Source organism: Streptomyces cavernae, from assembly GCF_004023625.1.
In the GTDB taxonomy this organism is placed as follows: Bacteria; Actinomycetota; Actinomycetes; order Streptomycetales; family Streptomycetaceae; genus Streptomyces; species Streptomyces cavernae.
Map to the genome: position 1 here is coordinate 20,412 of NZ_ML137708.1, position 22,832 is coordinate 43,243.

Genomic DNA, 22,832 nt, shown 5'->3' on the forward strand with positions numbered 1-22,832 from the left:
CGGTGTCCCCGCTATGACGGTGTCCGCGCTATGACGGTGTACGACGACGCCGTACGCTTTAGGCCGCTCGATCACGCCGCACGATGCCGGCCCGAAACGGCGCTGAACACCTTGGGTCTCACCGTCCGTATGTGATCAGTACAGGGTGCGAGCCGCACCGAGAGGTGTCTGCCGCTCGTTCCTGGACGAGTAAGGCAGATCCGGATCCAAGGAGCAGACCATGAAGGCGACCGCGCAGATCGGCGTCACCGGGCTTGCGGTGATGGGCCGCAATCTGGCCCGGAACTTCGCCCGCCACGGCTACACCGTCGCCGTCCACAACCGCACCCCTGCCAAGACCAAGGCGCTGGTGGACGAGTTCGGACACGAGGGCGCGTTCGTGGCGGCCGAGACGGCCGAGGAGTTCGTCGCGGCCCTGGAGCGCCCGCGCCGCCTCATGATCATGGTGCAGGCAGGTGCCGCCACCGACGCCGTGATCGCGGAGTTCGCCCCGCTCCTGGAACCCGGCGACGTCATCATCGACGGCGGCAACGCCCACTTCGCCGACACCCGCCGCCGCGAGCAGGCGCTGCGCGAGCAGGGACTCCACTTCGTCGGCGCGGGCGTCTCGGGCGGTGAGGAGGGCGCGCTCAACGGGCCCTCGATCATGCCCGGCGGATCCGCGGAGTCCTACGCCTCGCTCGGCCCGATGTTCGAGTCGATCAGCGCCAAGGTCGACGGCGAGCCGTGCGCCACGCACGTCGGTACGGACGGCGCCGGACACTTCGTGAAGATGGTGCACAACGGCATCGAGTACGCCGACATGCAGCTGATCGGCGAGGCTTACGACCTGCTGCGTCAGGTCGCCGGATACACCCCGGCCGAGATCGCGGAGATCTTCCGCACCTGGAACCGGGGCCGTCTGGACTCCTACCTCATCGAGATCACGGCCGAGGTGCTCGCGCACGTGGACGCGTCGACCGGACGGCCCTTCGTCGATGTCGTCGTGGACGCCGCCGGGCAGAAGGGAACCGGCCGCTGGACGGTGCAGACTGCGCTGGACCTCGGGTCCCCGGTCACCGCGATCGCCCAGGCCACCTTCGCCCGCGCCGCCTCCAGCCAGTCCGCGCTGCGCGCCGCCTACCGCGACCTGCCGGGCGGCACCTCCCCCGTGCTCAGCCAGACCGAGGCCCAGCGGTTCACCGCCCAGGTGGAGCACGCGCTGTACGCGTCGAAGCTGATCGCGTACGACCAGGGCTGGAAGATGATCCTGGACGCGGCCGAGGAGTACGGCTGGAAGATCGACCTCGGCGCGGTGGCGAAGATCTGGCGTGGCGGCTGCATCATCCGCGCCGCGTTCCTGGACCGGATCCGCGCCGCCTACGCCGTCGACCCCGGCCTCGTCAGCCTGCTGTCCGACCCCGGTTTCGCGGCCGAGGTCAAGGACGCCCAGGTGCCGTGGCGCGAGGTGGTCGCCATGGCCGCCCGCCGCGGTGTACCCGTGCCCGCGTTCTCGGCCTCCCTGTCGTACTACGACACCCTGCGCTCCGACCGCCTGCCCGCGGCCCTGACCCAGGGGCAGCGCGACTACTTCGGCGCGCACACCTACCGTCGCGTGGACCGGGAGGGCAGCTTCCACACGCTGTGGGGCGAGGCGGGCCGCGCGGAGACAGAGGCCTGATCGGTCCCCAGTAACGGGCGCACTTGCTTCGGGCCTCACGGCTTCCTGACCGTGAGGCCCTCAGCGTTTCACCACCCCAGGGCCCCGTCGGTCCCGTCGGTCTCGTCGGTCCTGCGGTCTCGTCGGTCCCATCGACCCCGCAGTCTCGTCGGTCCCGCAGTCTCGTCGGTCCCATCAACCCCGCAGTCTCGTCGGTCCCGCAGTCTCGTCGGTCCCGCAGTGCCATCGACACCGCGGTCTCGTCGGTGTGCTGGTGTCCGGTCGCCCCGGACACCGGCACACCGGCCCGCGCTACAGCCGGCTCACGCGGACTTGCCGCCGGTGCAGGGGGCACCGGGCTCGGGGGTCTGCTCGCCCTGGACGTACTTCTCGAGGAACTTCCCCACCTTGGGGTCGGACTCCTTCTCCACGTTCAGCTGGGCACCCCACGCCGTCAGCGTGATCGGCGAGGACTGCTCGGCGAGCGGACTCATCAGGGTGTACGGGGTCTTGTCCACCTTCGCCGACAGCGCCTTCACGTCCGCCTTCGAGGCCTTGTCGTTGTAGGTCACCCAGACGGCGCCGTGCTCCAGGGAGTGCACGGCGTTCTCGTTGGCTATCGGCGTGGTGTAGACGTCGCCGTCGCAGTTCTGCCAGGCGGCAGAGTGGTCGCCACCCGCGGCGGGCGTCATCGGGTAGTCGACGGGCTTGTCCACATGGTTCTGCGTGAGCTTCTTGAAGGTCTTCACACCGGCGATCGGGGCGGCCTTCGCGGCGACCTCGGCCGCCTCCTTGTCGTTGGCGGAGTCGACCAGGTACCAGCCGCCGAACGCGACGCCCGCCAGGATCGCGGCGGACGCGGCGATGGTGATGATGCGATTGCGGCGCTCACGGGCCTGCTCGGCGCGGCGCTGCTCCTCGATCTTGGCGCGGCGTTCCGCGGCCCTCTCCTTGCCGCTCTTCTTGTTGGTGTTCTTGCTTGGGTTCTTGCTGGGGTCCTTGCTTTTATCGGTGCTGGTCTTGGAGTTGCCGGATGCCATGGCGAAGTGCCTTTCGTACAGCGGGGAATGATGGGTGGCTGTGCTCCGGAAGGGAGCGGGGCATCCGGTCTAGGTCCGCAGCACCTGCAGCACATGGAGGTTCGGGGGACGCGGGGGCGCGGGGCGCGCCGTGACCGCGGTCGCGGCGTGGGCCGGCCGGACCTCCACACGGGCGGGCACCGCCTGCGGGTAGGGGTGAGCGCCGGGCCCGGTGGCCGGGGTGTCCGCTGCCGCCTTGCCCCCGCACTGGTCGTGTCGGGGCGCGGCACAGAGGTGCTCGCGGCGCTCGCGCTCGCCGTCCGTCGCGTCGTAGGCGCGGGAGACGGCGGTGAAGGGCTCCGCGGCATGGACGGGCCGCACGGCGTGACCGTCCGAGCACAGGCAGGACATGCCGACAACGGTGGCGAGGGCGGCCAGGAGGGCCCACAGCACGAATCCGCTGCGCGGCTGCACCCCCCGGCGGTCAATGCCGCGCCACACCTTGAGCATTTGAGAATCATATGAGCATGAAGAGGTGCTCGGTGCGTCGGGTGGCCCGGGGCCCGGCGGCGGTCGGTCGTGGTTCAGCTCGCGCGGCGGCGGATCCGGCCGGCGTAGCGCTTCTCCAGTTCCAGGTTGCTCTCGAAGCCGCCGGGCACGTTGGCCGAGACGTAGACCGGCGGCTGTTCCCCGGAGGCGAGGAGAAGGGAGGCCGCCTCGGCGACCGCCATCTGGACCAGCATCACCCCGGTGAGCGTGGACAGGGCGCAGACCGAGCCGCCGCCGGGGAGTTCGAGGAGGGCGTCGCCGCGAGGTGCCGCGTTGTCGAGGACTACGTCGGCGAGGTCGGCGAGCTTCTTGCCGCTCGGGTGGGCGGCGGGTACGGCCCGGGTGTGGCTGAGCGAGGTGACGGCGAGGAGGCGGTGGCCCTGCTCCTTGGCGTGCAGGGCCATCTCCACGATCACGTTATTGACCCCGGAGTTGGAGATCACGACGAAGAGGTCCTGGGGGCTGGGGCCGGCGAGATCGTAGATCCGGGCGGCGACCCCGGACTCGCGCTCCAGCAGCGGATCGTCGAGGACGCTCGGGGCCTCGCCGCCGTAGAGGACGAGGTCCGCGATGCTCAGCCGGTTGGTGGGCACCAACCCCCCTGCCCGGCCCGCGACTTCGAGGACGATCGCCTGGGAGTGGCCGGTGCCGAAGGCCTGGATGACGCCGTCCGACCGTACGCAGTCGGCGATCAGTCCGGCGGCGCGTGCCACGTCGTCACCGGCGGACCCGGTGATGCGGTCGAGGACGGCAAGGCTCTCGCGCGCGAACGCCTTGGCGCTCACAGACTCTGCGGGCACGCGGACACTCCCCACTGGTGGATTGAACCACCTCACACAACTCTATCGGTGAATCAATAAATCACACGCCCGCTCCGTGAGCAACGAGCCGTCGGCGGGACCTCCCGCATCGGTCCTGGTATTCAATTCGCGCCATGAACGGTGGCTGGTACCTTCTGTGCATGCCCCCGACGGACGTCACCACCCTGATCCGCACCGAACTGCCCCGGCTGGCCGGTTCCCTGCGGAAGGTCGGCGAGCTGATCCTGGAGGATCCGGCCGCCGTCACCCACTGCTCGGCCGCCGAGCTGGGGCGCCGCACCGGCACCTCCCAGGCCACGGTGACCCGCTTCTGCCGCGCCATCGGTCTCGACTCCTATCAGCACCTGCTGATCGAGCTGGCCCAGGAGCGCGGCCGTGGCGAGGTCTCCGACTGGGGCACCGCGGAGATCGGCCCGGACATCTCCCCCGACGACAGCCTCGAACGGGTCGTCCAGGTCGTCGGCACCGCGGATCTGCGCGCCGTCCAGCAGACCATCGACCGGATCGACCTCGACGCGGTGGAACGCGCGGCCCAGGCCGTCGCCCGCGCCCGGCGCATCGACGTCTACGGCGTCGGCGGCAGCGGTGCGGTGGCGCAGGAGACGGAGACCCGGCTCTTCCGCATCGGCTGCGCGGTCCGCGGCTGGACCGAGGTGCACGCCGCAGCCACCTCCGCCGCCCTGCTCACCCCGGCCGACGTGGCGATCGGCATCTCCCACTCCGGGGCGACCCGCGAGACCCTCGAGCCGGTCGAGCTCGCCAAGGAGCGCGGGGCGACCACCGTGGCGATCACCGCGGACCCGCGCTCACCGCTGGCGCGGACAGCGGACATCCGCCTCCTGTCCGCCTCGTCGGAGACCAGCTTCCGCACCGGCAGCATCGGCGCCCGGCACTCCGTACTGGTGCTCATCGACTGCGTGTACGTCCGGGTCGCCCAACTGTCCTACCAGCGCGCGAGTGCCTCGCTGGCGCTGACCGACCACATCGCGGGGCAGCACGCGGTGAAATCCCGGCGCTCACGCTGAGAAGAGCCGGCCGACGGTACCCCGTCCGCCGTCCGGGCACGGGCACACATGCATGGATGAACCACCGGGCAAACATACGAGTGGTTGTTTGAACCATCCCTCGATGTCAGGATGGGGCTCCGCCGAGTACTCCTGGGAGCCTCATGCGCGTCATCTCCGCCGAGTCGACCGAGCTTTTCGTGGGTACCCCCGAGCAGCCGCGGCAGGTCCTGATCGTTGAGATCGCGCACGTTCCGGGCCGGCCGGTCCGCCTCACGGTGGCGGGCCCGGGCGTCCGCGACGTCGGGGAGACCCTGGCCACGACGGGTGACGACGGCACCGCACGCGCCGAGATACCCGTCACCTGCGACGGCCTCGTCCCCGGCGACCGTCTTGAGGTGACGGTCACCGCGGAAGACGCGATCGGAGCCAAGGTCGCCCGGCTCAACACGGAGTTCACGGTCGCCGAACCCGGCTGGACGATGTTCATGGTCAGCCATTTCCACTACGACCCGGTGTGGTGGAACACCCAGGCCGCGTACACCGAGACCTGGGACATGGCCGACGACCCCGCGGCCACCGGGCTGCCCGCCCGCACCTTCGACTCCCGCGGCCAGTCCGGCATGAGCCTGGTGCGCGCCCACTGCGACCTGGCGCGCCGCGACCCGGCCTACACGTTCGTCCTCGCCGAGGTCGACTACCTCAAGCCGTACTGGGACGCCTTCCCGGAGGAGCGCGCGTTCCTGCGGCAACTGATCCGCACCGGGCGGGTCGAGATCATGGGCGGCACCTACAACGAGCCCAACACCAATCTCACCGGCGCCGAGGCCACCGTACGCAACGCCCTGTACGGCGACGGGTTCCAGCGCCGGATCATGGGTGCCGCGCCGGAAACCGCCTGGCAGCTGGACGCGTTCGGGCACGATCCGCAGTTCCCCGGACTGATGGCGGACGCCGGTGTCACCTCCAGTTCGTGGGCGCGTGGGCCGTTCCACCAGTGGGGGCCGACACTGTCGGTGTTCGGCGAGGAACCCAGGGACCCCCAACGCATGCAGTTCCCGGCCGAGTTCGACTGGATCGCCCCGTCCGGGCGGGGCCTTCTGACCGCCTACATGGTCAACCACTACGGCGCGGGCTGGGCGATCGACAACGCGCCGACACTCGCCGAGGCGGAGGCGGCCGCGCACAAGCTGTTCAAGGGGCTGAAGAAGGTCGCGCTCACCCGCAACGTGCTGCTCCCGGTCGGCGGGGACTACGCGCCGCCGTGCCGCTGGGTGATGGACATCCACCGCGACTGGAACTCCCGTTACGTGTGGCCGCGGTTCATCAGCGCGCTGCCCAGGGACTTCTTCGCCGCGGTGCGCGCCCAACTCGACGAGGAGGGCCGCAGGGCATCCCCGCAGACCCGGGACATGAACCCGGTCTACACCGGCAAGGACGTGTCCTACATCGACACCAAGCAGGCCCAGCGGTACGGCGAGTCGCTGCTCGCCGACGCCGAGGCCTGGGCGACGCTGGCCTCGCTCACGACCGGGCGCCCGTATCCGGAGGCGGCCCTCGACAAGGCCTGGCGGCAGCTGGTCTACGGCGCCCACCACGACGCCGTCACCGGCTCCGAGTCCGACCAGGTCTACATCGATCTGCTCACCGGCTGGCGGGAGTTGTACGACCTCGCCGGAACCGTGCACGCCGACGCGACCGGCGCGCTCGCCGACCGTGTCACCCCGCTGCCCGGCGGCGGCACCGACCTCGTCGTCTTCAACTCCGCCGCCTTCGGCCGCCGGGACGTGCTCACCGTCGACGACCCGGGAGACCTCGTCCCGCTCGACGACTCCACCGGCCTGCCGCTGCCCGCGGTGCGCGAGGACGGCGAACTCCGTGTCGTCGTACCGGATGTGCCCGGTCTGGGGCTCAAGGCCCTGCCGGTCGCCGAGGGTTCGGTGGCACGGTGGTCCGCGGGCGAGGGCACCACCATCCGCAACGAGTTCTACGAAGTCACGGTCGACCCGGCGCGCGGCGGCGGGGTCAGCGGGCTGCGCGGACTCACCGAGGGCGGCCGGGAGCTCCTGCGCCCCGGCGACATCGGCAACGAACTGGTCGTACAGGAGGAGTACCCGAGGCACCCGCGCTTCGGCGAGGGCCCCTGGCATCTCACACCGACCGGCACGACCGCCGCCCGCAGCCGGGACGTGCGGGCGGATGTCGATGTCGAGCACTCCCCCGCGGGTTCGCGGATCACCGTACGCGGCGATCTCGGCCTGTTCCGGTACACACAGCGGCTGACCCTGTGGAAGGGCGTCGACCGGCTGGACGTGTCCACCACCGTCGACGGCTACGACGGCGCCGACCGGCTGATCCGGGTGCGCTGGCCGTCCGACGTGCGGGGCGGACTGCCGGTGCACGAGGTCGCCGACGCCGTGATCGGGCGCGGGTTCGGGTTCGTGGAGGTGGACAGCGAGCGGTTCCCGTGGACGCTGGACAACCCGGCGAACACCTGGTTCGCGCTGGGCTCCACCGCGCGGGTCGCGGTCCACGACGACTCGGGTGCGTTCCTCGGGCACCGGTCGATCGGCGTTGCCGAGCTGGTGTATTCCTCCTGGGACGACGCGGGGGAACTCGGCGCCGAGCTCGCCGCGGCGCTGGTCCGGGCGGGCGTCACCGCGACGTCGACGATCGCGGGCGGCCCCCGCTACGGCGACCTCGAAGTCGACTCCAACCTCCCCGACATCCGTATCGCCGTGGGCGCGCCTGAGCGCAACTCCCTGGTCGCCGAGGCGCTCGGCTGGGACCCGGCGGCGGGCCGGGAGATGCGCCGGCAGCTGGCCGAGTCGGGGGTGGCGGCCGTGTGGGTCGCACCGCGCGCCGGACTGCGGGAGGAGTGGGTGCCCGGTGCCGATCTGCGCGATCTGGAACGGCTGCCGCTGCTCGTGGTGGCGGGCGCACGCCCCGAGGACGACGCGAAGGCGGTCGACGCGCTGATCGCCGACCTGGACCAGGCGGCGACCCTGCGGGCCACGGCGGCGGGCGGCGGTGAGGCCCTGCCGCCCGGTGACTCCTGGGACGGGCGCGGCTTCGCCGTCCTCAACCGCGGTACGCCGGGCTGTGTGGTCACCGCCTGCGGTGACCTCTACATGTCCCTGATGCGGTCCTGCACCGGCTGGCCGTCCGGCATCTGGATCGACCCGCCGCGCCGAACCGCCCCCGACGGTTCGGCCTTCCAGCTCCAGCGCTGGTCCCACACCTTCGAGTACGCCGTCGTGGCGGGCCCGGGCGACTGGCGGGAGCTGCGGCTCCCGCAGGCCGGGCACGCCTTCAACCATCCGCTCACCGCGCGGCTCAGGCGGTCGCCGCAGGACGGCGAGGACGCCGCCGGGGCCGGGGAGGTCACCCTGCCGAGGACGGCGACCCTGCTGGCGCTCGAGCCCGCGGGCGAGGTGCTGCTGGACGCGCTCAAGCCGGCCGGGTCCCCGCTCGCCCGGGGAAGCGCGGCCGCGGCGGATCCCCGGCGCGGCGTCGTCGTACGGATGCACGAGGTGAACGGACGGCCCACGAGGGTGAGTGTGCGCGGGCCCCGCGGCTGGACGGCCGGCTCCCGTGCCGACGTACTGGAGACGCCCAGAGCGACCCTCACCCCGGCTGAGGACGGGGCGTTCACGCTGGATCTCACCGGCTTCGAGGTGGCCACCGTCCTCGCCGAATCCGCGGACGGCCCCGCCGGGCCGGACGACGGTTCGACCACGCCGAGCCCCGGTATCGCCGCCCACGAGCCCGCCCAGCCGGTCCACACGCGCTACTGGCTGCACAACTCCGGCCCCGCCCCCCGCGGGAACATGCCCGTCGCGGTGTACGTCTCCCCTACCGCGCTCACCGCCTCCGGCCCCGTCACCGCCACCGTCCGGGTGAGTTCGGAGCTCACCGACGCTCCCGTGTCGGGGGCTGTGACCTTCGAGGTGCCGTCCGGCTGGACGGCCGAGCCGCCCGAACTGCCGTACGCGCTGGGCCCCGGCGGGTTCACGCTCTCGGAGGTGACGGTGACGCCGCCGCCCGACGCGACACCCGGCCGCCACTGGCTGGCCGCCCGCCTGTCCCACGGCGGTCAGGTGTACGAGGACGTCGTCGCCCTGGACGTGCCGGGCACGGTGCCGGAGGGCGAACCGGACGGACGTACGGGGCCGACTCTGGTGACCAGCCTGGGAGTCGAGAAGGTCACCGTGCGCGGGGGTGAGCGGGTGCGGGTCCCGGTGACGGTGCACAACACCACCCGGGGGCCGGTCGGCGGCACCTTGTGGGCGGTGTCGTCCTGGGGCACCTGGGCGGGGGTCTCGCCGGGCTGCCAGGGCTTCACCGTGGGCGCCGGGGAGCGGGCGGAGTACGGGATCGAGGTGGACGGCGCGGCGGTGCCACCCGGGTCGTACTGGCTGATGGCGAAGGTCGCCTGGAACGGCTGTGTCGCCTACACGGAGGCGGTCGCACTGGAGGTGACGCCGTGACACACGATCACGGGGACGCGGTGCACACGTCCCCGTCGAGTGCGGGCGGGGTGCACGCGGCCATGGTGCACGGCGAGGGCGTCGCCGGACAGCGGGTGGACGCCCTGCTCCAGGCCGTTCCGGCGCGCGACGGCCCGACCCGGCCCGAGGGCCTGGCAAGGGCCGAGCGGCAGCGCAGGCGGTGGGCGACGCAGGTGGTCGTCACGGACGAACTGGCCCGCCGGGCCTGCGCCGAACGCGGGCTGGCGCCACCGAGGTCGGTGCCGTCGTCGCAGGTGGTCACGGTGGACGGGGCCGACGTGGCGGACCTCGGCAGCATCGTCGCCGTGGCGCTGGTCCACTCCCCGGCCGCGCGCATGCTGCTGACCGAGCTGGAGAGCGAACAGGAGGTGCCCGAGACGGCTGTTCGCGACTACTACGACCGCAACCGCGACCGCTTCCTGACGCGGGAGGCGCTGCGCCGCGGTGTCGACCCCTACGGCGGTGCGGGGCCGGGGGACTTCCTGCCGTACGGGCACGTGCGCGAGGGCATCGCGCGCGAACTGCGCAGGTCGGCGGGCCGGCGGGCGTTCTTCGACTGGCTGGACCGGGCCAGGGCCGGGGTCGTGTACGCGCCCGGGCACGAGCACCCGGGCGACCCCTCGCACCCGGACCACGAGCACCGGCACTGATCGCCACTGATCGGCACCGGTCAACGGCCCGTCGGCGCACGGTACCGGCGGGTCGGCACCCGGAACCGAAACGCAACATGGCAAACCATTGACCTCCGATGAATTCTGGTCCACCTTTTCATCAATCGAAGTCCAAGTTGGTGATTTGAACCAGCAACGCTGGTCGCCAGGAGGGCAGCAATGAGCGCAAGACGACTGACCGGATCCCTGACCTGTCTCATCACCCTGTCGTTGGCCCTGGCGGGCTGCGGCCTGTCGGGGGGCGGCTCCAGCGACGGCAGTGAGGCCACGGTGGGCAATTGCAAGGTCGACAAGGCCAACGTCGGCTCCGGCAAGCTCTCCGGAGAGGTCAAGGGCAAGATCACCTTCCAGACGACCAACTTGAAGAAAGACTTCGGCGGGTTCTTCAACGGAGTGATCAAGGACTTCGAGAAGGCCAACCCGGGCACGTCGGTCAAGTGGATCGACGACCCGGGCGACGCCAAGTTCTCGGAGAGAAACGTCGCCAACGCCCAGGCGTGTGAGCTGCCCGACGTGATCAACCTGAACAAGGTCACCGCCACGGCCCTCACCAAGGCCGGCTATCTGCTCAACCTGGACGCGAAGGACCCCGAGGCGTCGAAGCCGTTCGTTAAGGCGTTCTGGGACTCCAGCGCCCTGAAGGACCCCTCCGGCAACGACATCCACACGGTGCTGCCCTGGTACACGGGCGGAATCAACCTGACGTACAACACCGAGATGCTGGAGAAGGCCGGGATCGACCCCAAGAAGCCGCCGACGACCATCTTCGGGCTGTTCGAGGACTACGAGAAGATCGCCAAATCGGCCAAGGGCAAGTACTACGCCACGATGGCCAACCCGATCTGGCGCCTCCCGGCCGACTGGCAGCAGATGGACATCAAGATCTACTCCGACGACGGCAAGTCCTTCGTCTTCGCCGACGACCCCCGGACCACCGAGTGGGTCGCCTGGATGAAGAGGCTCTACCAGGGCGGCGCCATGCCCAAGGACTCCCTGTCGTCCAGCGACGACCCGTCCACGCCCTACGGCAACGGCCAGGTGGCCTACGGATCGACGAACCCGAGCTTCGTGCGCTTCGTGAAGCAGAACAGCCCGTCGGTCTACACCAAGACCGGTGTGGGCCAGTACCCGTTCGACAAGCTCGGCCACACCTCCGGTGCCCCGCAGTACATATCGGTGGCCTCGACCAGCAAGAACGCCCCGACGGCACTCGCTTTCGCCAAGTTCCTCACCAACGCCGAGAACCAGACGGCCTGGTGCAAGGACCCGAACGTGGTGATCTTCCCGACGACCGCCGCGTCGCTGGACGACCCGTTCTTCCAGACGGTGGCCGGAAACGACCCCTTCGCCGAGGCCCGCAAGGTGGTCGCCGAGCAGCTCAAGACCGCCACCGCCGACGAGGTCGTCCTCTCCGACCCGCAGCGGAACGCGATCGTGGCCGAGGTCCAGCTGGCCATGCAGGGCAAGAAGAGCCCTGAAGAGGCAGTGAAGGACGCCCAGCAGAAGGCCAACGAGTTGCTGACGCAGGGCAGTTGACCGTGGTGACACAGATGGAGAAGCCGGCGGCCGGGCCGGATACGGTGAACATCGCCGTATCCCGCCCGGCCCCGGGCCGCCTGCGGCGTCTCGGCCGGGCGGTGCTGCCCGGCCCCGGACCGGACGCCAACGGCGCCGCCCTCTACCGCCGTTGGTGGCTGCCGTGGCTGTGGGCCCTCCCCGCCATCGTGTGCGCCGCGGTCTTCGGCGTGTTCCCGTTCCTCAACACCATCGTGCTGTCGTTCACCGACGCCAAGCCGCTCGGCGGCGCCGCGAACTTCGTCGGGCTGTCCAACTACACCCGCATGCTCGGCGACGACGACTTCTGGCTGGCCACCCGCAACAGCCTGCTGTACGCGGTGATCGTGGTGCCGCTGATGGTGCTGCTGCCGCTGCTGCTCGCCGTGCTGGTGGAGAAGAAGCTGCCCGGCATCGGGTTCTTCCGGTCCGCCTTCTACACGCCGGTGATCGCCTCGAGCGTGGTCGTCGGGCTGAGCTGGCAGTGGCTGCTCAAGGACGACGGACTGATCAACACCTGGCTGGAGAAGGCACATCTGATCAGGGATGCCATCCCCTTCCTGTCCGATTCGTGGCTGATCCTGCTGTCCGCGATGGGCCTGACGCTGTGGAAGGGACTCGGCTGGTACATGATCTTCTACCTCGCCGCCCTGGGCAACGTCTCGCGGGAGTTGCACGAGGCGGCGGCCATGGACGGCGCGGGCGCCGTGCGGCGTTTCTGGCACATCACCGTCCCGGGCGTGCGGCAGACGATGCTGCTGGTCGGCGTGCTCACCGGCATCGGCTCGCTGCGGGTGTTCACCGAGATCTACATGCTCGGCAGCCCCACCGGCGGCCCGGGCGGCCAGGCCCGCACCCTGCCCTTCTACATCCGCGACGTCGGACTCGATCCGCTCAGCGGCAACGCCGGGTACGGATCCGCGGTCAGCGTCGCCCTCTTCCTGCTGACCTTGGGCCTCACGCTGCTGGCACAGCGCCTCACCAGGGGAGATGAGGAATGACCACGAGCACCCCGGCCGCCACCGATGCCGCGGGCACCCCGGGCGCCACGAACGGCGGGGACACCCCGGCGGCCCCGCGGCCCGCGCGGCGGACCTTCCGCTGGCGGGACTACGGACGGCCCCGCGAGCTCGTGGTCCGCTATCTCCTGCTGCTCTTCGTGCTGGCGATCACCGTCGGCCCGCTGCTGTGGCAGTTGCTGACCTCGCTGAAGTCGACGACGGAGGACGTCTTCGGCGAGAACGCCACCCTCCTGCCGCGGCACCCGACGCTACGGGCGTACGAGCAGGTCTTCGACCAGGTGCCGGTGGCGACGTACATCTGGAACAGCGTGATCGTGGTGGTGCTGTCGCTCGTCAGCCAGCTGCTGTTCTCGACCATGGCCGGCTACATGCTCTCCAAGCCGGCATGGCGGGGCAGAAAGGGGGTCTGGCTGCTGCTGATCGCCTCGATGATGTTCCCCTTCGAAGCGATCATGGTGTCGCTCTTCCTCAGCATCCGGGACCTGGGACTGGTCGACAGTCTGGTCGGCGTGTGGCTCCCGGGCTTCGTCGGGGCCATCAACGTCCTCGTCATGCGGGCCGCGTTCCTCGCCGTCCCCCGGGAGATCGAGGACTCGGCCATGCTCGACGGGGCGGGGGAATGGCAGCGCTTCCGGCATCTGTACCTTCCGAGCGCCTTCGGTGCGATGTCGGTCGTCGCCATCAACACCTTCATCGCCGCCTGGGACGACTTCCTGTGGCCGCTGATCGTGCTGCGCTCCGAAGAGAACCTCACCCTCACGCTGGGTCTGGCCCGGCTGCAGACCTCGTCGTTCGGCTATGACCAGCGGGTGGTGATGGCCGGGTCGGTGATCTCCCTGATTCCGGTGCTGGTGCTGTTCGCGATCACGCAGCGGTGGTTCTACAAGGGCGTCTCGTCGGGGGCCGTGAAGTTCTGAGCGCCCGCGACGTCGTCTGCGCCACGAAGTAGGAGCGGAACGGCGGCCGACGCGGCCCGCGCCGACTCCGCGACCCGGACCTCCAGCGTTCCGGGCAGCACGGCCGTCTCCAAGTCGGCGCCGACCTGCGCGAGTTGGTCGGCGCCGAGGCGGAAGGTGATCGTGCGGCACTCCCCCGGAGCCAGCTCTACGCCCTGGAAGGCGCGCAGTTCCAGGGTGCGCGGCCAGACGGGGGTCAGCAGAGGGCGGATGTAGAGTTGGGCGACGCTACGGCCGTGGCGGCGCCCGGTGTTGGTGATGTCGACCTCGACGGTGTGCTGGCCGGCGGTGTACTGGCCGGCGGTGTGCCGGACCAGGCGCGGCGGGCCGTAGGCGAAGGTCGTGTACGACAGCCCGTGCCCGAAGGAGTAGAGCGGTTCGGCTCCCTCGTCCACGTACGTGCCGTACTCGATGTCCTTGTGGTTGTAGTAGACGGGGAGTTGGCCCGCCGAGCGCGGGACGGAGACGGGCAATCGGCCGGCGGGTTCCGCGTGGCCGAGCAGGACCCGGGCGATCGCCTCGCCGCCCCACGGGCCCGGGTACCAGGCGGTGAGCAGTGCGGCGGCGCGGTCCGCGGCCTCGGGCACGGCGTGCGGGCGCCCCTGGACGAGGACGACCACCGTCGGCGTGCCGGTGGCGGTGACCGCGTCGAGCAGGGCGTACTGGGCGGCGCCCAGCCGCAGTCCGGCGAGGTCGACGCCCTCGCCGCAGGTCATCTCGGAGACGGGGGTCAGCGCGGCGCCGTTGGCGGCGAAGTCCGTACCGGGCGCGCGGGCACTGCTGCCGCCCAGCACCAGGACGGCCAGGTCCGAGGCGGCGGCCAGGGCGACCGCCTCGGGAATGCCCGAACGGTCGTCCCCGGTGAGGGCACAGCCGCGGGAGTGACGGATGCCGACACTGTCGGGGGCCAGCCGGCGCAGTCCGTCCAGGACTCCGGTGCCCGCGCCGGGGCGTTGCGGGGCCGTGTAGTCGCCGAGTTGGTGGGCGGTGGTGGCGGCGTGCGGGCCCAGCACGGCGATGCGGGACACGGCGGGCGTGATGGGCAGGTCGCCGCCGTCGTTGTGGAGGAGGGTGACGGCGGCGCGGGCGAGGGCGGTGCTCAGCTCGCGACCGTGGTCCGGGTCCGGTATGGCCCGGTGTCCGGCGTAGGGCTGCTCGAACAGGCCCAGGCGGAACTTCAGACGCAGTACCCGGGCGACCGCGGCGTCCAGGGTCGCCTCGCTCACCAGCCCGCGCCGGACCGCCTCCTCGAGGTGGGTGAAACCCTCGTCCCACAGGCTCAGGTCGACCCCGGCGCCCAGCGCGAGGGCTCCGGCGGAGACCTTGTCGCCGGTGATGCGGGCCAGCCGGTCCACGGCCAGGCCGTCCGCCATGACCAGCCCGTCGAAGCCCCAGCGTCGGCGCAGCACGTCGGTGAGCAGGGCGCGGTTACCGGCGCACGGCAGGCCGTCTACCTGGTTGTAGGCGGCCATGACGGCGGCGGCTCCGGCGCGGATCCCGGCCCGGGCGGCGGGCAGGTGGATCTCGTGGAGCTCGCGCGGGCCGAGTTCGGACTCGGCGGAGTTGCGGCCGCCGACGGTGGCGCCCTGGCCTGCGAAGTGCTTCAGCACCACGGGTGCCTTGTCGGCGGCGAAGAACCCGTCCGCGCCGGCCGGCTCGCCCTGCATACCGCGTACCAGCGCCTCGGTGAGCCGGCCCGCCAGGTACGGGTCCTCGCCGAAGCACTCCTCGGTACGGCCCCAGCGGGGGTCGCGGGCGATGTCCAGCGCGGAGACGAGGGCGACATGGCCGCCGCGGGCGCGCAGTTCGGCCGCGGCGTGGGCGGCGGCCCGCTGGTACAGCGGGGGATCCCAGGTGGCACCGACGGTCAGGTTGACGGGCAGGACGGTGCCGTCGAGGGCCATGAGCCCGTGCGGCACCTCCTCGACGAACAGCGCCGGGATGCCGAGCCGACTTCGTTCGACGACATGCCGCTGGACGAGGTCGGCGAGGGCCGCGCCGTGCCCCGCGTCCGGTCCGGTGGAGTGGTCGACGCCCGACCAGGCGTCGGCGCGCAGCAGTCCGTAGAGAGCGCCGAGTCCGGCGAACCGCTCGGTCTCGGCGTACAGCGCCTCGGTGAGTTCGAAGCCGCCGTCGGGGGTTCGGCGGTAGGCGTCCCAGCCGTACATCCGCTGGTTGAGCTGTCCCGTCTTCTCCTTGAGGGTCATGCGGGAGAGCAGGTCGCGAACCCGGGCGTCGACGGGTGCGGTGCGGTCGCGGTACAGCGGGTGGTCGTCCTCGGCGCGAGCCGGATGTCCGGCCGGGGCGGCGGTGGCGGCCGCGTTTTCCGGAGTCGGCATGCGTCCGGTCCCTTTCGTGTGCGTACGGATGCTTGCCGCGGTCGTCCGGACACCGCGGTCGGGTCGCCCGGTCAGATACCGAGTCGGGCGAGCGCCACGGCGCCCGCGGAGCCGTCGGCCACCCAGTCGAGGGTGAGCCCCAGGGCGTCCAGACGGGCGGTGAGGAGCACGGTCAGCGGGCCGTCCGGTCCGAGCAGTCCTCCGGTGGCGACCACCCGCTCCCCCGGATGAGGCTGCAACGCCCTTACGGTCTCGGTCAGTTGGCCGACGGCTTCGACGAGGATCGCCTCGGCCGGGGGGTCCATGTCGCGGGCGGCTTCGGCCACCAGGGGCGCGAGCCGGGCCAGGCGAATGGGTTCCTCGGCCATGACGGCGGGGAGGACGTGTCTGCGGTAGGCCTCCCGCCGCGAACGGGTCCAGGCCGTGCCCTCGTAGGGGAGGACGTCCTCCGGCACGCCCAGGGCCCGCCCCACGGAGACGGTCAGCGCCGTCGGGGCGCCGCGCCCGTCCGCCGCGCGGAGGGCCGCCCGGACCGCGGCGCGCCCGATCCAGAAGCCGCTGCCGTCGTCGCCCAGCAGCCAGCCGTCGCCGTCCGCGACCGCCGTGCAGCCTCGACCGGAGATACGGGCCGCGACCGCGCCGGTGCCCGCCACCAGCGCGAGGCCGTCGGCGGGGTGACCGGGCGCGGACGCGAACGCCACCTCGATGTCGCTCCAGACGGCGACGGGCACGGGGGGAAAGCCCAGTCGGCGCAGTGCGGCGGTCAGGGCGGACCGCGCCCGGAGCCGGCCGGGCTCGTCGGCGGTCCCCGACGCGCCCGCGAATCCGCCCGCCACCGCCGCCACCCGGCCGCGCAGCCGCTCCGGCACGGCCCGGGCGACGGCTTCGGCGAGGTGGTCGGTGAGTCCGGGCTCCGCGACCGTCAGAGCGTTACCAGGACCCGAGGTGCCCTCGCCCGCCACGCTTCCGTCGTGGGTGGCCAGCACGGCGCGGGTGCGGGTGCCACCGGCGTCGAGGCCCAGCACATAGTCACCGCGATCCTGGTTCAAATCACTATTCATCGATGGCCATGGTGGTTGATACATTCGCCCAAGACAAGGCCCGACGGCCCGACGCTCCGAGGAGGACACCATCAGCGCTCCCCCCGCGTCCACCCCTCCCCCGCTCCGCTTCGGCGTCAACTACACACCGCGCCGCGGCTGGTTCCACTCCTGGCACGACTTCGACGCGGGACACGCCCGCGAGGACCTGGCGCAGATCGCCGGGCTCGGCCTCGACCACGTCCGGGTCTTCCACCTCTGGCCGCTCCTCCAGCCCAACCGCACCCTCATCCGCTCCACCGCGGTCGACCAGCTGGTGCGTCTGGTCGATCTCGCCGCCGAAACCGGTCTCGACGTCCTCGTGGACGGCGTCCAAGGCCATCTGTCCAGCTTCGACTTCTACCCGGAGTGGACCCGCAGCTGGCACCACCGCAACGTGTTCACCGACCCCGAGGCGATCGAGGCACAGTCGGAGCTGCTGCGCACGCTCGGCCGCGCGCTCGCGGGCCGCCCGAACCTCATCGGGCTCCAACTCGGCAACGAGCTCAACAACCTGGTCGAGCACAACCCGGTGACGGTGCGCGAAGTGGACCACTACCTCGACACGCTGCTCGCCGCCGCCCGGGAGGGCCTCGGCACCGGCGGTCTGGTCACGCACTCCGCCTTCGACGCGGCCTGGTACGGCGACGACCACCCCTTCACTCCCGGGGCCTCGGCCCGCAAGGGCGACCTGACCACCGTCCACCCGTGGGTGTTCTCGGGCGACTGCGCCCGCCGTTACGGCCCGCGCTCCCCGCAGGTGCTGCATCTCGCGGAGTACGGCGTCGAGTTGGCGAAGGCGTACGCCCAGGACCCGGGACGGCCGGTCTGGGTCCAGGAGACCGGAGCGCCCGAGCCGCACATCCCGGCGGCCGACGCCCCTGAATTCGCCCGCGCCACCCTGCTGAACGCGGCGGGGTGCGCGGGGCTGTGGGGGGTGACCTGGTGGTGCTCCCACGACGTGGACCGCTCCCTGGCCGACTACCCCGAACTCGAGTACACCCTGGGCCTGTTCGACTCCTCGGGTCGCGCCAAGCCGATCGCCGACGCCCTCGCCGGCACCGTCGCCGAACTGCGGGCCGAGCCGCGTGCCGTGCCGGCGCGGGAGACGGCCCTGGTGCTGGAGTGCACGCCGGCCACCCGCTCGGTGTCCGGTCCCGGCGGCACCTTCTTCGAGGCGTGGATGCGGCTGCGCGAGAAGGGTGTGCGTCCGGCGGTCGTCCTGGCCGAACAGGGGGAGGACGCCGCCCATCTGACGGCACGGGGCATCACCGAGGTCGTTCGGGCGTCCTGAGCGGAGCGTGCCGGGTCAGTCCCCGGCCAGCACCTCCGCCAGCGCGCGCAGGTTCACCCGTCCTCGCCCGTACGAGCAGAGTGCGTCGCCCTCCTCCGGCATCCCGGTGGACACGCGTACCGCGTCCGGCCGTCCCGCCAGCACGGCGTCCCGCACCGCCGACTGCCAGGGGTGCAGCCGCGCGTCGTACGTGGCCACGACCAGCGGCAGGCCCTCGGCGCGGCCCACGACGGTGGTGACGAGTCCCGCGAGGTCGGCGGGCGGCCCGGGGACCGCCGTACCGGTGGCCGAGGGGTCCACGGCGGCCAGTTCGGTCAGCAGGTCCTCGCCGCCCCAGTTGAGCGCGGGGTGCGGCGGCGGGAACAGGTCGACGACATGGGCACCGCGTGCGGGCGGCGGCACGGGACGGCTCCGCACTGCCCGACGTGCCGCCTCCAGCCCGGCCGAGGCATCCCATCCGGGGACGTCGACCGCCGCGGTCGCGTACCGCTGGGCCAGCCGCCGCACCCGCCCCGCGGCCTGGGTCACGCGTTCCCCCGACAACGCGCCGCCGGCCAGCGCGTCGAGCACCGCGTCGCGGCAGGCCAGCGTGGTGTCGAGGTCGGGTACGGCGACGATGATTTGGTCGGCGCCCGCGGCCAGGGCGAGGCGCGCGCCCGCGGCCTCGCCGTAGTGGTCGGCGATCGCCTTCATCTCCAGGGCGTCGCTGACCAGGACGCCGTCGAAGCCGAGTTCGTCCCGGAGCAGTCCGCTCAGCACGCGGGGGCTCAGGGTGGCGGGGTGGTCGGGGTCCAGTGCCGGGAAGACGACGTGGGCGCTCATCAGCATGGGCACGCCCGCGTCGACGGCCGCCCGGAAGGGGTCGAGGTCGCGGTCGATGGCGCCGTAGGGCCGTGGGTCGACGGCCGTCTCGTGATGGCTGTCGGTGACGGTGCCGCCGTGACCGGGGAAGTGCTTGGCGCAGGAGGCGATGCCGCGCGCCTCGGTGGCGGCGATCCAGGCGCGCAGATGGCGGGAGACCAGCTCGGGGTCGGCGCCGAAGGAGCGGGTGCGCACGATCGGGTTGTCGGGGTGGTGCTGGAGGTCGGCGACGGGGGCGTAGGAGGCGGTGATGCCGAGGGAGGCCAGGTGTCCGGCCAGGGCGTCGGCGCAGCGGGCGGTGAGCCGGGGGTCGTCGGCGACGCCGAGCGCCCCGCAGCCGGGGACCTCGGGGGCGCCCGCGCTCACCAGGTGGCCGATGCCGCCGCCCTCGTTGTCGATGGCCACCAGCAGATCGGGCCGGATCGAGCGCAGGGAGTCGGTGAGGGCGCGGACCTGTTCCGCGTCGCGCACGTTGCGCGTGAACAGGATGACCCCGCCCAGCCCGCGCTCGATCAGCCGCTTCAGGGTGTCGGGTACGGCCGTGGTGCCGTGGAACCCGGCGACCAGGCAGCGGTGGGCGGCTTCGTCCAGGTCGGCGGGAAGAGCGGGGCCGGCGGGTGCGTGCGCGGAGGGGATCACCTCCGGAATCCTCTGGCTCGACAAGCCGGAAGTCAATAAGGAGATGGATCGTTGATTCATGGATCGTCGATTCGAAGACCCGCCGGCGGCCCCCGGGCGGGTTCGTCAGCGCACGAGGCAGGGGCGTTTGCTGTCGAAGGTCCAGTCCTCGACGAGGTACCGCATGGCCACGGTGTCGTCACGCTCCGACAGCTTCTTCTCCCGGTAGAGCTCATGGGCGGCGAGGAGCCGGTCCCGGTCGAGCTGGATGCCGAGGCCCGGGGTGTCCGGGACGGCGACCTCGCCGCCGCTGATCACGGGCGGTTCGGTGGTGAGGCGTTCCAGGCCCTCCTGCCAGATCCAGTGCGTGTCCAGGGCGTTGTACTCGCCCGGGGCGGCTGCCCCGCAGTGGGCCATCATCGCGAGCGAGATGTCGAAGTGGTTGTTGGAGTGGCAGCCCCAGGTGAGCCCCATCGCGTTGCAGAGCTGGGCCACCCGCACCGAGCCCTGCATGGTCCAGAAGTGGGGGTCGGCGAGCGGGATGGAGACCGACTGCAGCGCGAGCGCGTGGGTCAGCTGCCGCCAGTCCGTCGCGATCATGTTGGTGGCGGTGGGCAGCCCGGTGGCCCGGCGGAACTCCGCGAGGATCTCCCGGCCCGAGTAGCCGGCCTCCGCCCCGCACGGGTCCTCGGCGTAGGCGAGCGTCCCGAGGAGCGGCCGGCACAGTTCGACGGCTTCGCCGAGCGACCACGCGCCGTTCGGGTCGAGCGTGATCCGGGCCTGCGGAAAGCGCTCCTTGAGCGCCCGTACCGCCTCGACCTCCTCGGCGCCCGTCAGGACGCCGCCCTTGAGTTTGAAGTCACGGAAGCCATAGCGGTCGTAGGTGGCCTCGGCCTGGCGGACGATCGTCTCGGGGGTCAGCGCCTCCTCGTGCCGGATCCGGTACCAGTCGACGGCCGAGTCGGCTTCGCGGGTGTACTCCAGGTCCGTCCGGTCGGGGTCGCCGACGTAGAAGAGGTAACCGAGGACCCGTACCGTGTCGCGCTGCTTTCCGTCACCGAGGAGGGCGGTGACGGGGACCTCAAGGTGCTGCCCCAGCAGGTCCAGGAGGGCCGACTCCACGGCGGTGACCGCGTGCACCGTGGTCCGCAGGTCGAAGGTCTGCTCGCCCCGGCCGCCGGAGTCCCGGTCGGCGAACCTGTCCCCGATGGCGCGCAGGACGCGCTTGTAGTCACCGACGCGGGCGCCGACGACGAGCGACTCCGCGTCCTGGAGCGTCCGGGTGATCTTCTCCCCGCCGGGTACCTCGCCCAGTCCCGTGCGCCCTTCGGAGTCCTCGACGACGACGACGTTCCGGGTGAAGTACGGGCCGTGCGCGCCGGAGAGGTTGAGGAGCATGGAGTCCCGGCCGGCGACCGGATAGACGGAGAACGCGGTGACGGTGGGCTGGCTCAAGACAGGTCTCCTTCTGAGTAAGGCCAGGGGCTGGGAGTGGTCACAGGCTGAGGGCGTCGAGCGTCCATTCCAGGGCCAGTACGCCGCCGAGGCCGAGGATCGCGAGCACCGTCGTGTAGGAGGTGCGCGCCTTGATCGCCTCGACGACGGACAGGTTGAAGTACTCCTTGAACATCCAGAAGCCCGGGTCGTTGACGTGCGAGAGGGCGATCGAACCGCAGGAGACGGCGAGCACCATGACTTCCGGGTGGACTCCGCTGCCCACGAGCAGCGGCAGCACCACGCCGGAGGCCGTGACGACGGCGACGGTCGCGGAGCCCAGGGCGACGCGGAGGATGACCGCGATGAGCCAGGCGAGGACGATGGGTGAGATGGACCAGCCGTCGGTGGCGTCCTTGATGTAGTCGGAGATCCCGCCGTCGACGAGAACCTGTTTGAAGGCTCCGCCGGCACCGATCACGAGCAGGATCATCGCCATCGCCTGGGCGGCCGACCGGCACGACGCGCTGACGTCCTCCAGGCTTCGGCCGATCCGGGGGCCGAAGGCCCAGATCGCGACGAGCAGGGTCAGCAGCAGGGCGATCGGTGCGGAGCCGATGAAGGCGACGAAGTGCAGCGCGGGGCCGTCCGACGAGGCGGCCATGTCGGTGACCGCGGCTCCGGCGATCAGTACGACGGGCAGCAGGGCGACGGAGAGCGACCAGCCCATGCCCGGCATCTCCTCGTCGGTGAAGACGCGTTCGCTCACCAGGCCCTTGGGGATGGAGGGGCTCATCTCCCGCACGAACGGGAGCCGCGGCCACACCAGGGCGATCAGCGCCCCGATGGGGACGGCGATGAACAGGCCGTAGAACAGGGTGAGTCCGACGGAGGCGTTGAAGGTGGCGGCCACCGCGGTGGGGCCGGGGTGGGGCGGCAGGAAACTGTGCATGGTGGACAGCGCGATCGACATCGGGAGCCCGACCCACAGCAGGTTCGCGCCGGTGACCCGCACGATGGTGAACGCGACGGGCACGATGATGACGAAGGCGACCTCGTAGAACATCGTGACGCCGATGAGCATGGCCGTCAGCACCATGGCGACCTGGACCCAGCGTGGGCCGCAGATCTCGACGAGCCGGCCGGCCACCCGTTGTGCGGCGCCGGAGTCTCCCATCACCCGGCCGACCATGGCGCCCAGTCCGATGGTGAGCATCGTGTCGCCGATCTGTCCCCCGATGCCCTCCGAGAGGACGTCCGGTATCTCGGCCACCGGGATGCCCTGGACCAGGGCCACGCCCACGGCCACCAGGAGGAGGGCGGCGAAGCCGTTGAGCTTCAGCTTCGTCATGAGGAAGAGCAGGATCAGCACGCTGATCCCGACCACCACGAGCGGCATGTGTCAGTTCCCCTTCGAACTGTGCTCCCCCAAGAAGATGAACTGTCTTCATATGAAGACAA

General features: G+C 71.5%; 16 protein-coding genes. 8 read left to right on the top strand and 8 right to left on the bottom strand.

Features of this window, described 5'->3' with window-relative positions:
* Window positions 1-220 precede the first annotated feature (220 nt).
* Entirely contained in the window at window positions 221-1,660 is a 1,440-nt protein-coding gene (gene gndA, locus EF387_RS00125) for an NADP-dependent phosphogluconate dehydrogenase (RefSeq protein ID WP_128374382.1), read from the top strand.
* A gap of 302 nt (window positions 1,661-1,962) precedes the next feature.
* Here gndA and EF387_RS00130 read toward each other — a convergent pair whose 3' ends face one another.
* The 3 genes from EF387_RS00130 to EF387_RS00140 form a co-directional block, all read right to left on the bottom strand.
* Window positions 1,963-2,679 (bottom strand): DUF3105 domain-containing protein, encoded by a 717-nt coding sequence (locus tag EF387_RS00130; protein ID WP_128374383.1) that lies wholly within the window; start codon window positions 2,677-2,679, stop codon window positions 1,963-1,965.
* Between the two features lie 69 nt (window positions 2,680-2,748).
* A complete protein-coding gene (locus tag EF387_RS00135) occupies window positions 2,749-3,168 on the bottom strand; it encodes a hypothetical protein (RefSeq protein WP_128374384.1) in 420 nt (139 codons plus the stop codon).
* A 74-nt stretch (window positions 3,169-3,242) separates the two neighbouring features.
* The gene (locus tag EF387_RS00140) at window positions 3,243-4,007 is read right to left on the bottom strand and encodes a sugar isomerase domain-containing protein (RefSeq protein ID WP_128374385.1); all 765 of its coding nucleotides are present in this window, start codon (window positions 4,005-4,007) and stop codon (window positions 3,243-3,245) included.
* Window positions 4,008-4,168: 161 nt separating this feature from the next.
* On the opposite strand from EF387_RS00140, the gene EF387_RS00145 reads away from it, so the two are divergent.
* The 6 genes from EF387_RS00145 to EF387_RS00170 all read left to right on the top strand — a co-directional run bounded on the left by EF387_RS00145 (window position 4,169) and on the right by EF387_RS00170 (window position 13,707).
* Window positions 4,169-5,053, top strand: a complete 885-nt coding sequence (locus tag EF387_RS00145; RefSeq protein ID WP_128374386.1) for a MurR/RpiR family transcriptional regulator — start codon at window positions 4,169-4,171, stop codon at window positions 5,051-5,053.
* 143 nt (window positions 5,054-5,196) lie between these two features.
* Window positions 5,197-9,522 carry a glycoside hydrolase family 38 N-terminal domain-containing protein gene (locus EF387_RS00150; protein WP_128374387.1) on the top strand — a complete coding sequence of 1,442 codons (4,326 nt, stop codon included), beginning with the start codon at window positions 5,197-5,199 and terminating at the stop codon, window positions 9,520-9,522.
* 62 nt (window positions 9,523-9,584) lie between these two features.
* Window positions 9,585-10,193: a peptidyl-prolyl cis-trans isomerase gene (locus tag EF387_RS00155; RefSeq protein ID WP_128374693.1), complete on the top strand. Its 609-nt coding sequence runs from the start codon at window positions 9,585-9,587 to the stop codon at window positions 10,191-10,193.
* Window positions 10,194-10,373: 180 nt separating this feature from the next.
* Window positions 10,374-11,750 carry an extracellular solute-binding protein gene (locus tag EF387_RS00160; protein WP_128374388.1) on the top strand — a complete coding sequence of 459 codons (1,377 nt, stop codon included), beginning with the start codon at window positions 10,374-10,376 and terminating at the stop codon, window positions 11,748-11,750.
* Between the two features lie 14 nt (window positions 11,751-11,764).
* Window positions 11,765-12,769, top strand: coding sequence for a carbohydrate ABC transporter permease (locus EF387_RS00165; protein ID WP_128374389.1), 1,005 nt, complete (start codon window positions 11,765-11,767; stop codon window positions 12,767-12,769).
* Window positions 12,766-13,707, top strand: coding sequence for a carbohydrate ABC transporter permease (locus EF387_RS00170; protein ID WP_128374390.1), 942 nt, complete (start codon window positions 12,766-12,768; stop codon window positions 13,705-13,707). Before EF387_RS00165 ends, EF387_RS00170 begins: the two co-directional genes overlap by 4 nt.
* Here the strand turns inward: EF387_RS00170 and EF387_RS00175 are convergent.
* Together EF387_RS00175 and EF387_RS00180 are read right to left on the bottom strand one after the other, a co-directional pair.
* The gene (locus EF387_RS00175) at window positions 13,671-15,953 is read right to left on the bottom strand and encodes a glycoside hydrolase family 3 N-terminal domain-containing protein (RefSeq protein ID WP_238431283.1); all 2,283 of its coding nucleotides are present in this window, start codon (window positions 15,951-15,953) and stop codon (window positions 13,671-13,673) included. The two genes, EF387_RS00170 and EF387_RS00175, sit on opposite strands and share 37 nt — an antisense overlap.
* Before the next feature lie 203 nt (window positions 15,954-16,156).
* Window positions 16,157-17,146: an N-acetylglucosamine kinase gene (locus tag EF387_RS00180; protein WP_128374392.1), complete on the bottom strand. Its 990-nt coding sequence runs from the start codon at window positions 17,144-17,146 to the stop codon at window positions 16,157-16,159.
* Between the two features lie 295 nt (window positions 17,147-17,441).
* Between EF387_RS00180 and EF387_RS00185 the strand changes: the two genes are divergently transcribed.
* Complete coding sequence (locus tag EF387_RS00185) at window positions 17,442-18,458, top strand: glycoside hydrolase 5 family protein (protein WP_338058068.1); 1,017 nt, start codon at window positions 17,442-17,444, stop codon at window positions 18,456-18,458.
* A 15-nt stretch (window positions 18,459-18,473) separates the two neighbouring features.
* On the opposite strand, the gene EF387_RS00190 is transcribed toward EF387_RS00185, so the two are convergent.
* From EF387_RS00190 to EF387_RS00200, 3 genes are all read right to left on the bottom strand, one after another.
* Window positions 18,474-19,958, bottom strand: coding sequence for a glycoside hydrolase family 3 N-terminal domain-containing protein (locus tag EF387_RS00190; RefSeq protein ID WP_238431260.1), 1,485 nt, complete (start codon window positions 19,956-19,958; stop codon window positions 18,474-18,476).
* A gap of 105 nt (window positions 19,959-20,063) precedes the next feature.
* A complete protein-coding gene (locus EF387_RS00195; protein ID WP_128374395.1) occupies window positions 20,064-21,392 on the bottom strand; it encodes an enolase C-terminal domain-like protein in 1,329 nt (442 codons plus the stop codon).
* 40 nt (window positions 21,393-21,432) lie between these two features.
* Entirely contained in the window at window positions 21,433-22,770 is a 1,338-nt protein-coding gene (locus tag EF387_RS00200) for a gluconate:H+ symporter (RefSeq protein ID WP_128374396.1), read from the bottom strand.
* Between the last annotated feature and the right edge of the window lie 62 nt (window positions 22,771-22,832).

What these genes read in the sequence shown, in the direction of transcription:
- EF387_RS00175 (WP_238431283.1), bottom strand. Translation starts at nt 15,953, where the DNA reads ATGACCCTCAAGGAGAAGACGGGACAGCTCAACCAGCGGATGTACGGC.
- EF387_RS00200 (WP_128374396.1), bottom strand. Translation starts at nt 22,770, where the DNA reads ATGCCGCTCGTGGTGGTCGGGATCAGCGTGCTGATCCTGCTCTTCCTC.
- EF387_RS00170 (WP_128374390.1), top strand. Translation starts at nt 12,766, where the DNA reads ATGACCACGAGCACCCCGGCCGCCACCGATGCCGCGGGCACCCCGGGC.
- EF387_RS00165 (WP_128374389.1), top strand. Translation starts at nt 11,765, where the DNA reads ATGGAGAAGCCGGCGGCCGGGCCGGATACGGTGAACATCGCCGTATCC.
- EF387_RS00145 (WP_128374386.1), top strand. Translation starts at nt 4,169, where the DNA reads ATGCCCCCGACGGACGTCACCACCCTGATCCGCACCGAACTGCCCCGG.
- gndA (WP_128374382.1), top strand. Translation starts at nt 221, where the DNA reads ATGAAGGCGACCGCGCAGATCGGCGTCACCGGGCTTGCGGTGATGGGC.
- EF387_RS00135 (WP_128374384.1), bottom strand. Translation starts at nt 3,168, where the DNA reads ATGCTCAAGGTGTGGCGCGGCATTGACCGCCGGGGGGTGCAGCCGCGC.
- EF387_RS00150 (WP_128374387.1), top strand. Translation starts at nt 5,197, where the DNA reads ATGCGCGTCATCTCCGCCGAGTCGACCGAGCTTTTCGTGGGTACCCCC.
- EF387_RS00155 (WP_128374693.1), top strand. Translation starts at nt 9,585, where the DNA reads ATGGTGCACGGCGAGGGCGTCGCCGGACAGCGGGTGGACGCCCTGCTC.
- EF387_RS00130 (WP_128374383.1), bottom strand. Translation starts at nt 2,679, where the DNA reads ATGGCATCCGGCAACTCCAAGACCAGCACCGATAAAAGCAAGGACCCC.
- EF387_RS00180 (WP_128374392.1), bottom strand. Translation starts at nt 17,146, where the DNA reads ATGAATAGTGATTTGAACCAGGATCGCGGTGACTATGTGCTGGGCCTC.
- EF387_RS00160 (WP_128374388.1), top strand. Translation starts at nt 10,374, where the DNA reads ATGAGCGCAAGACGACTGACCGGATCCCTGACCTGTCTCATCACCCTG.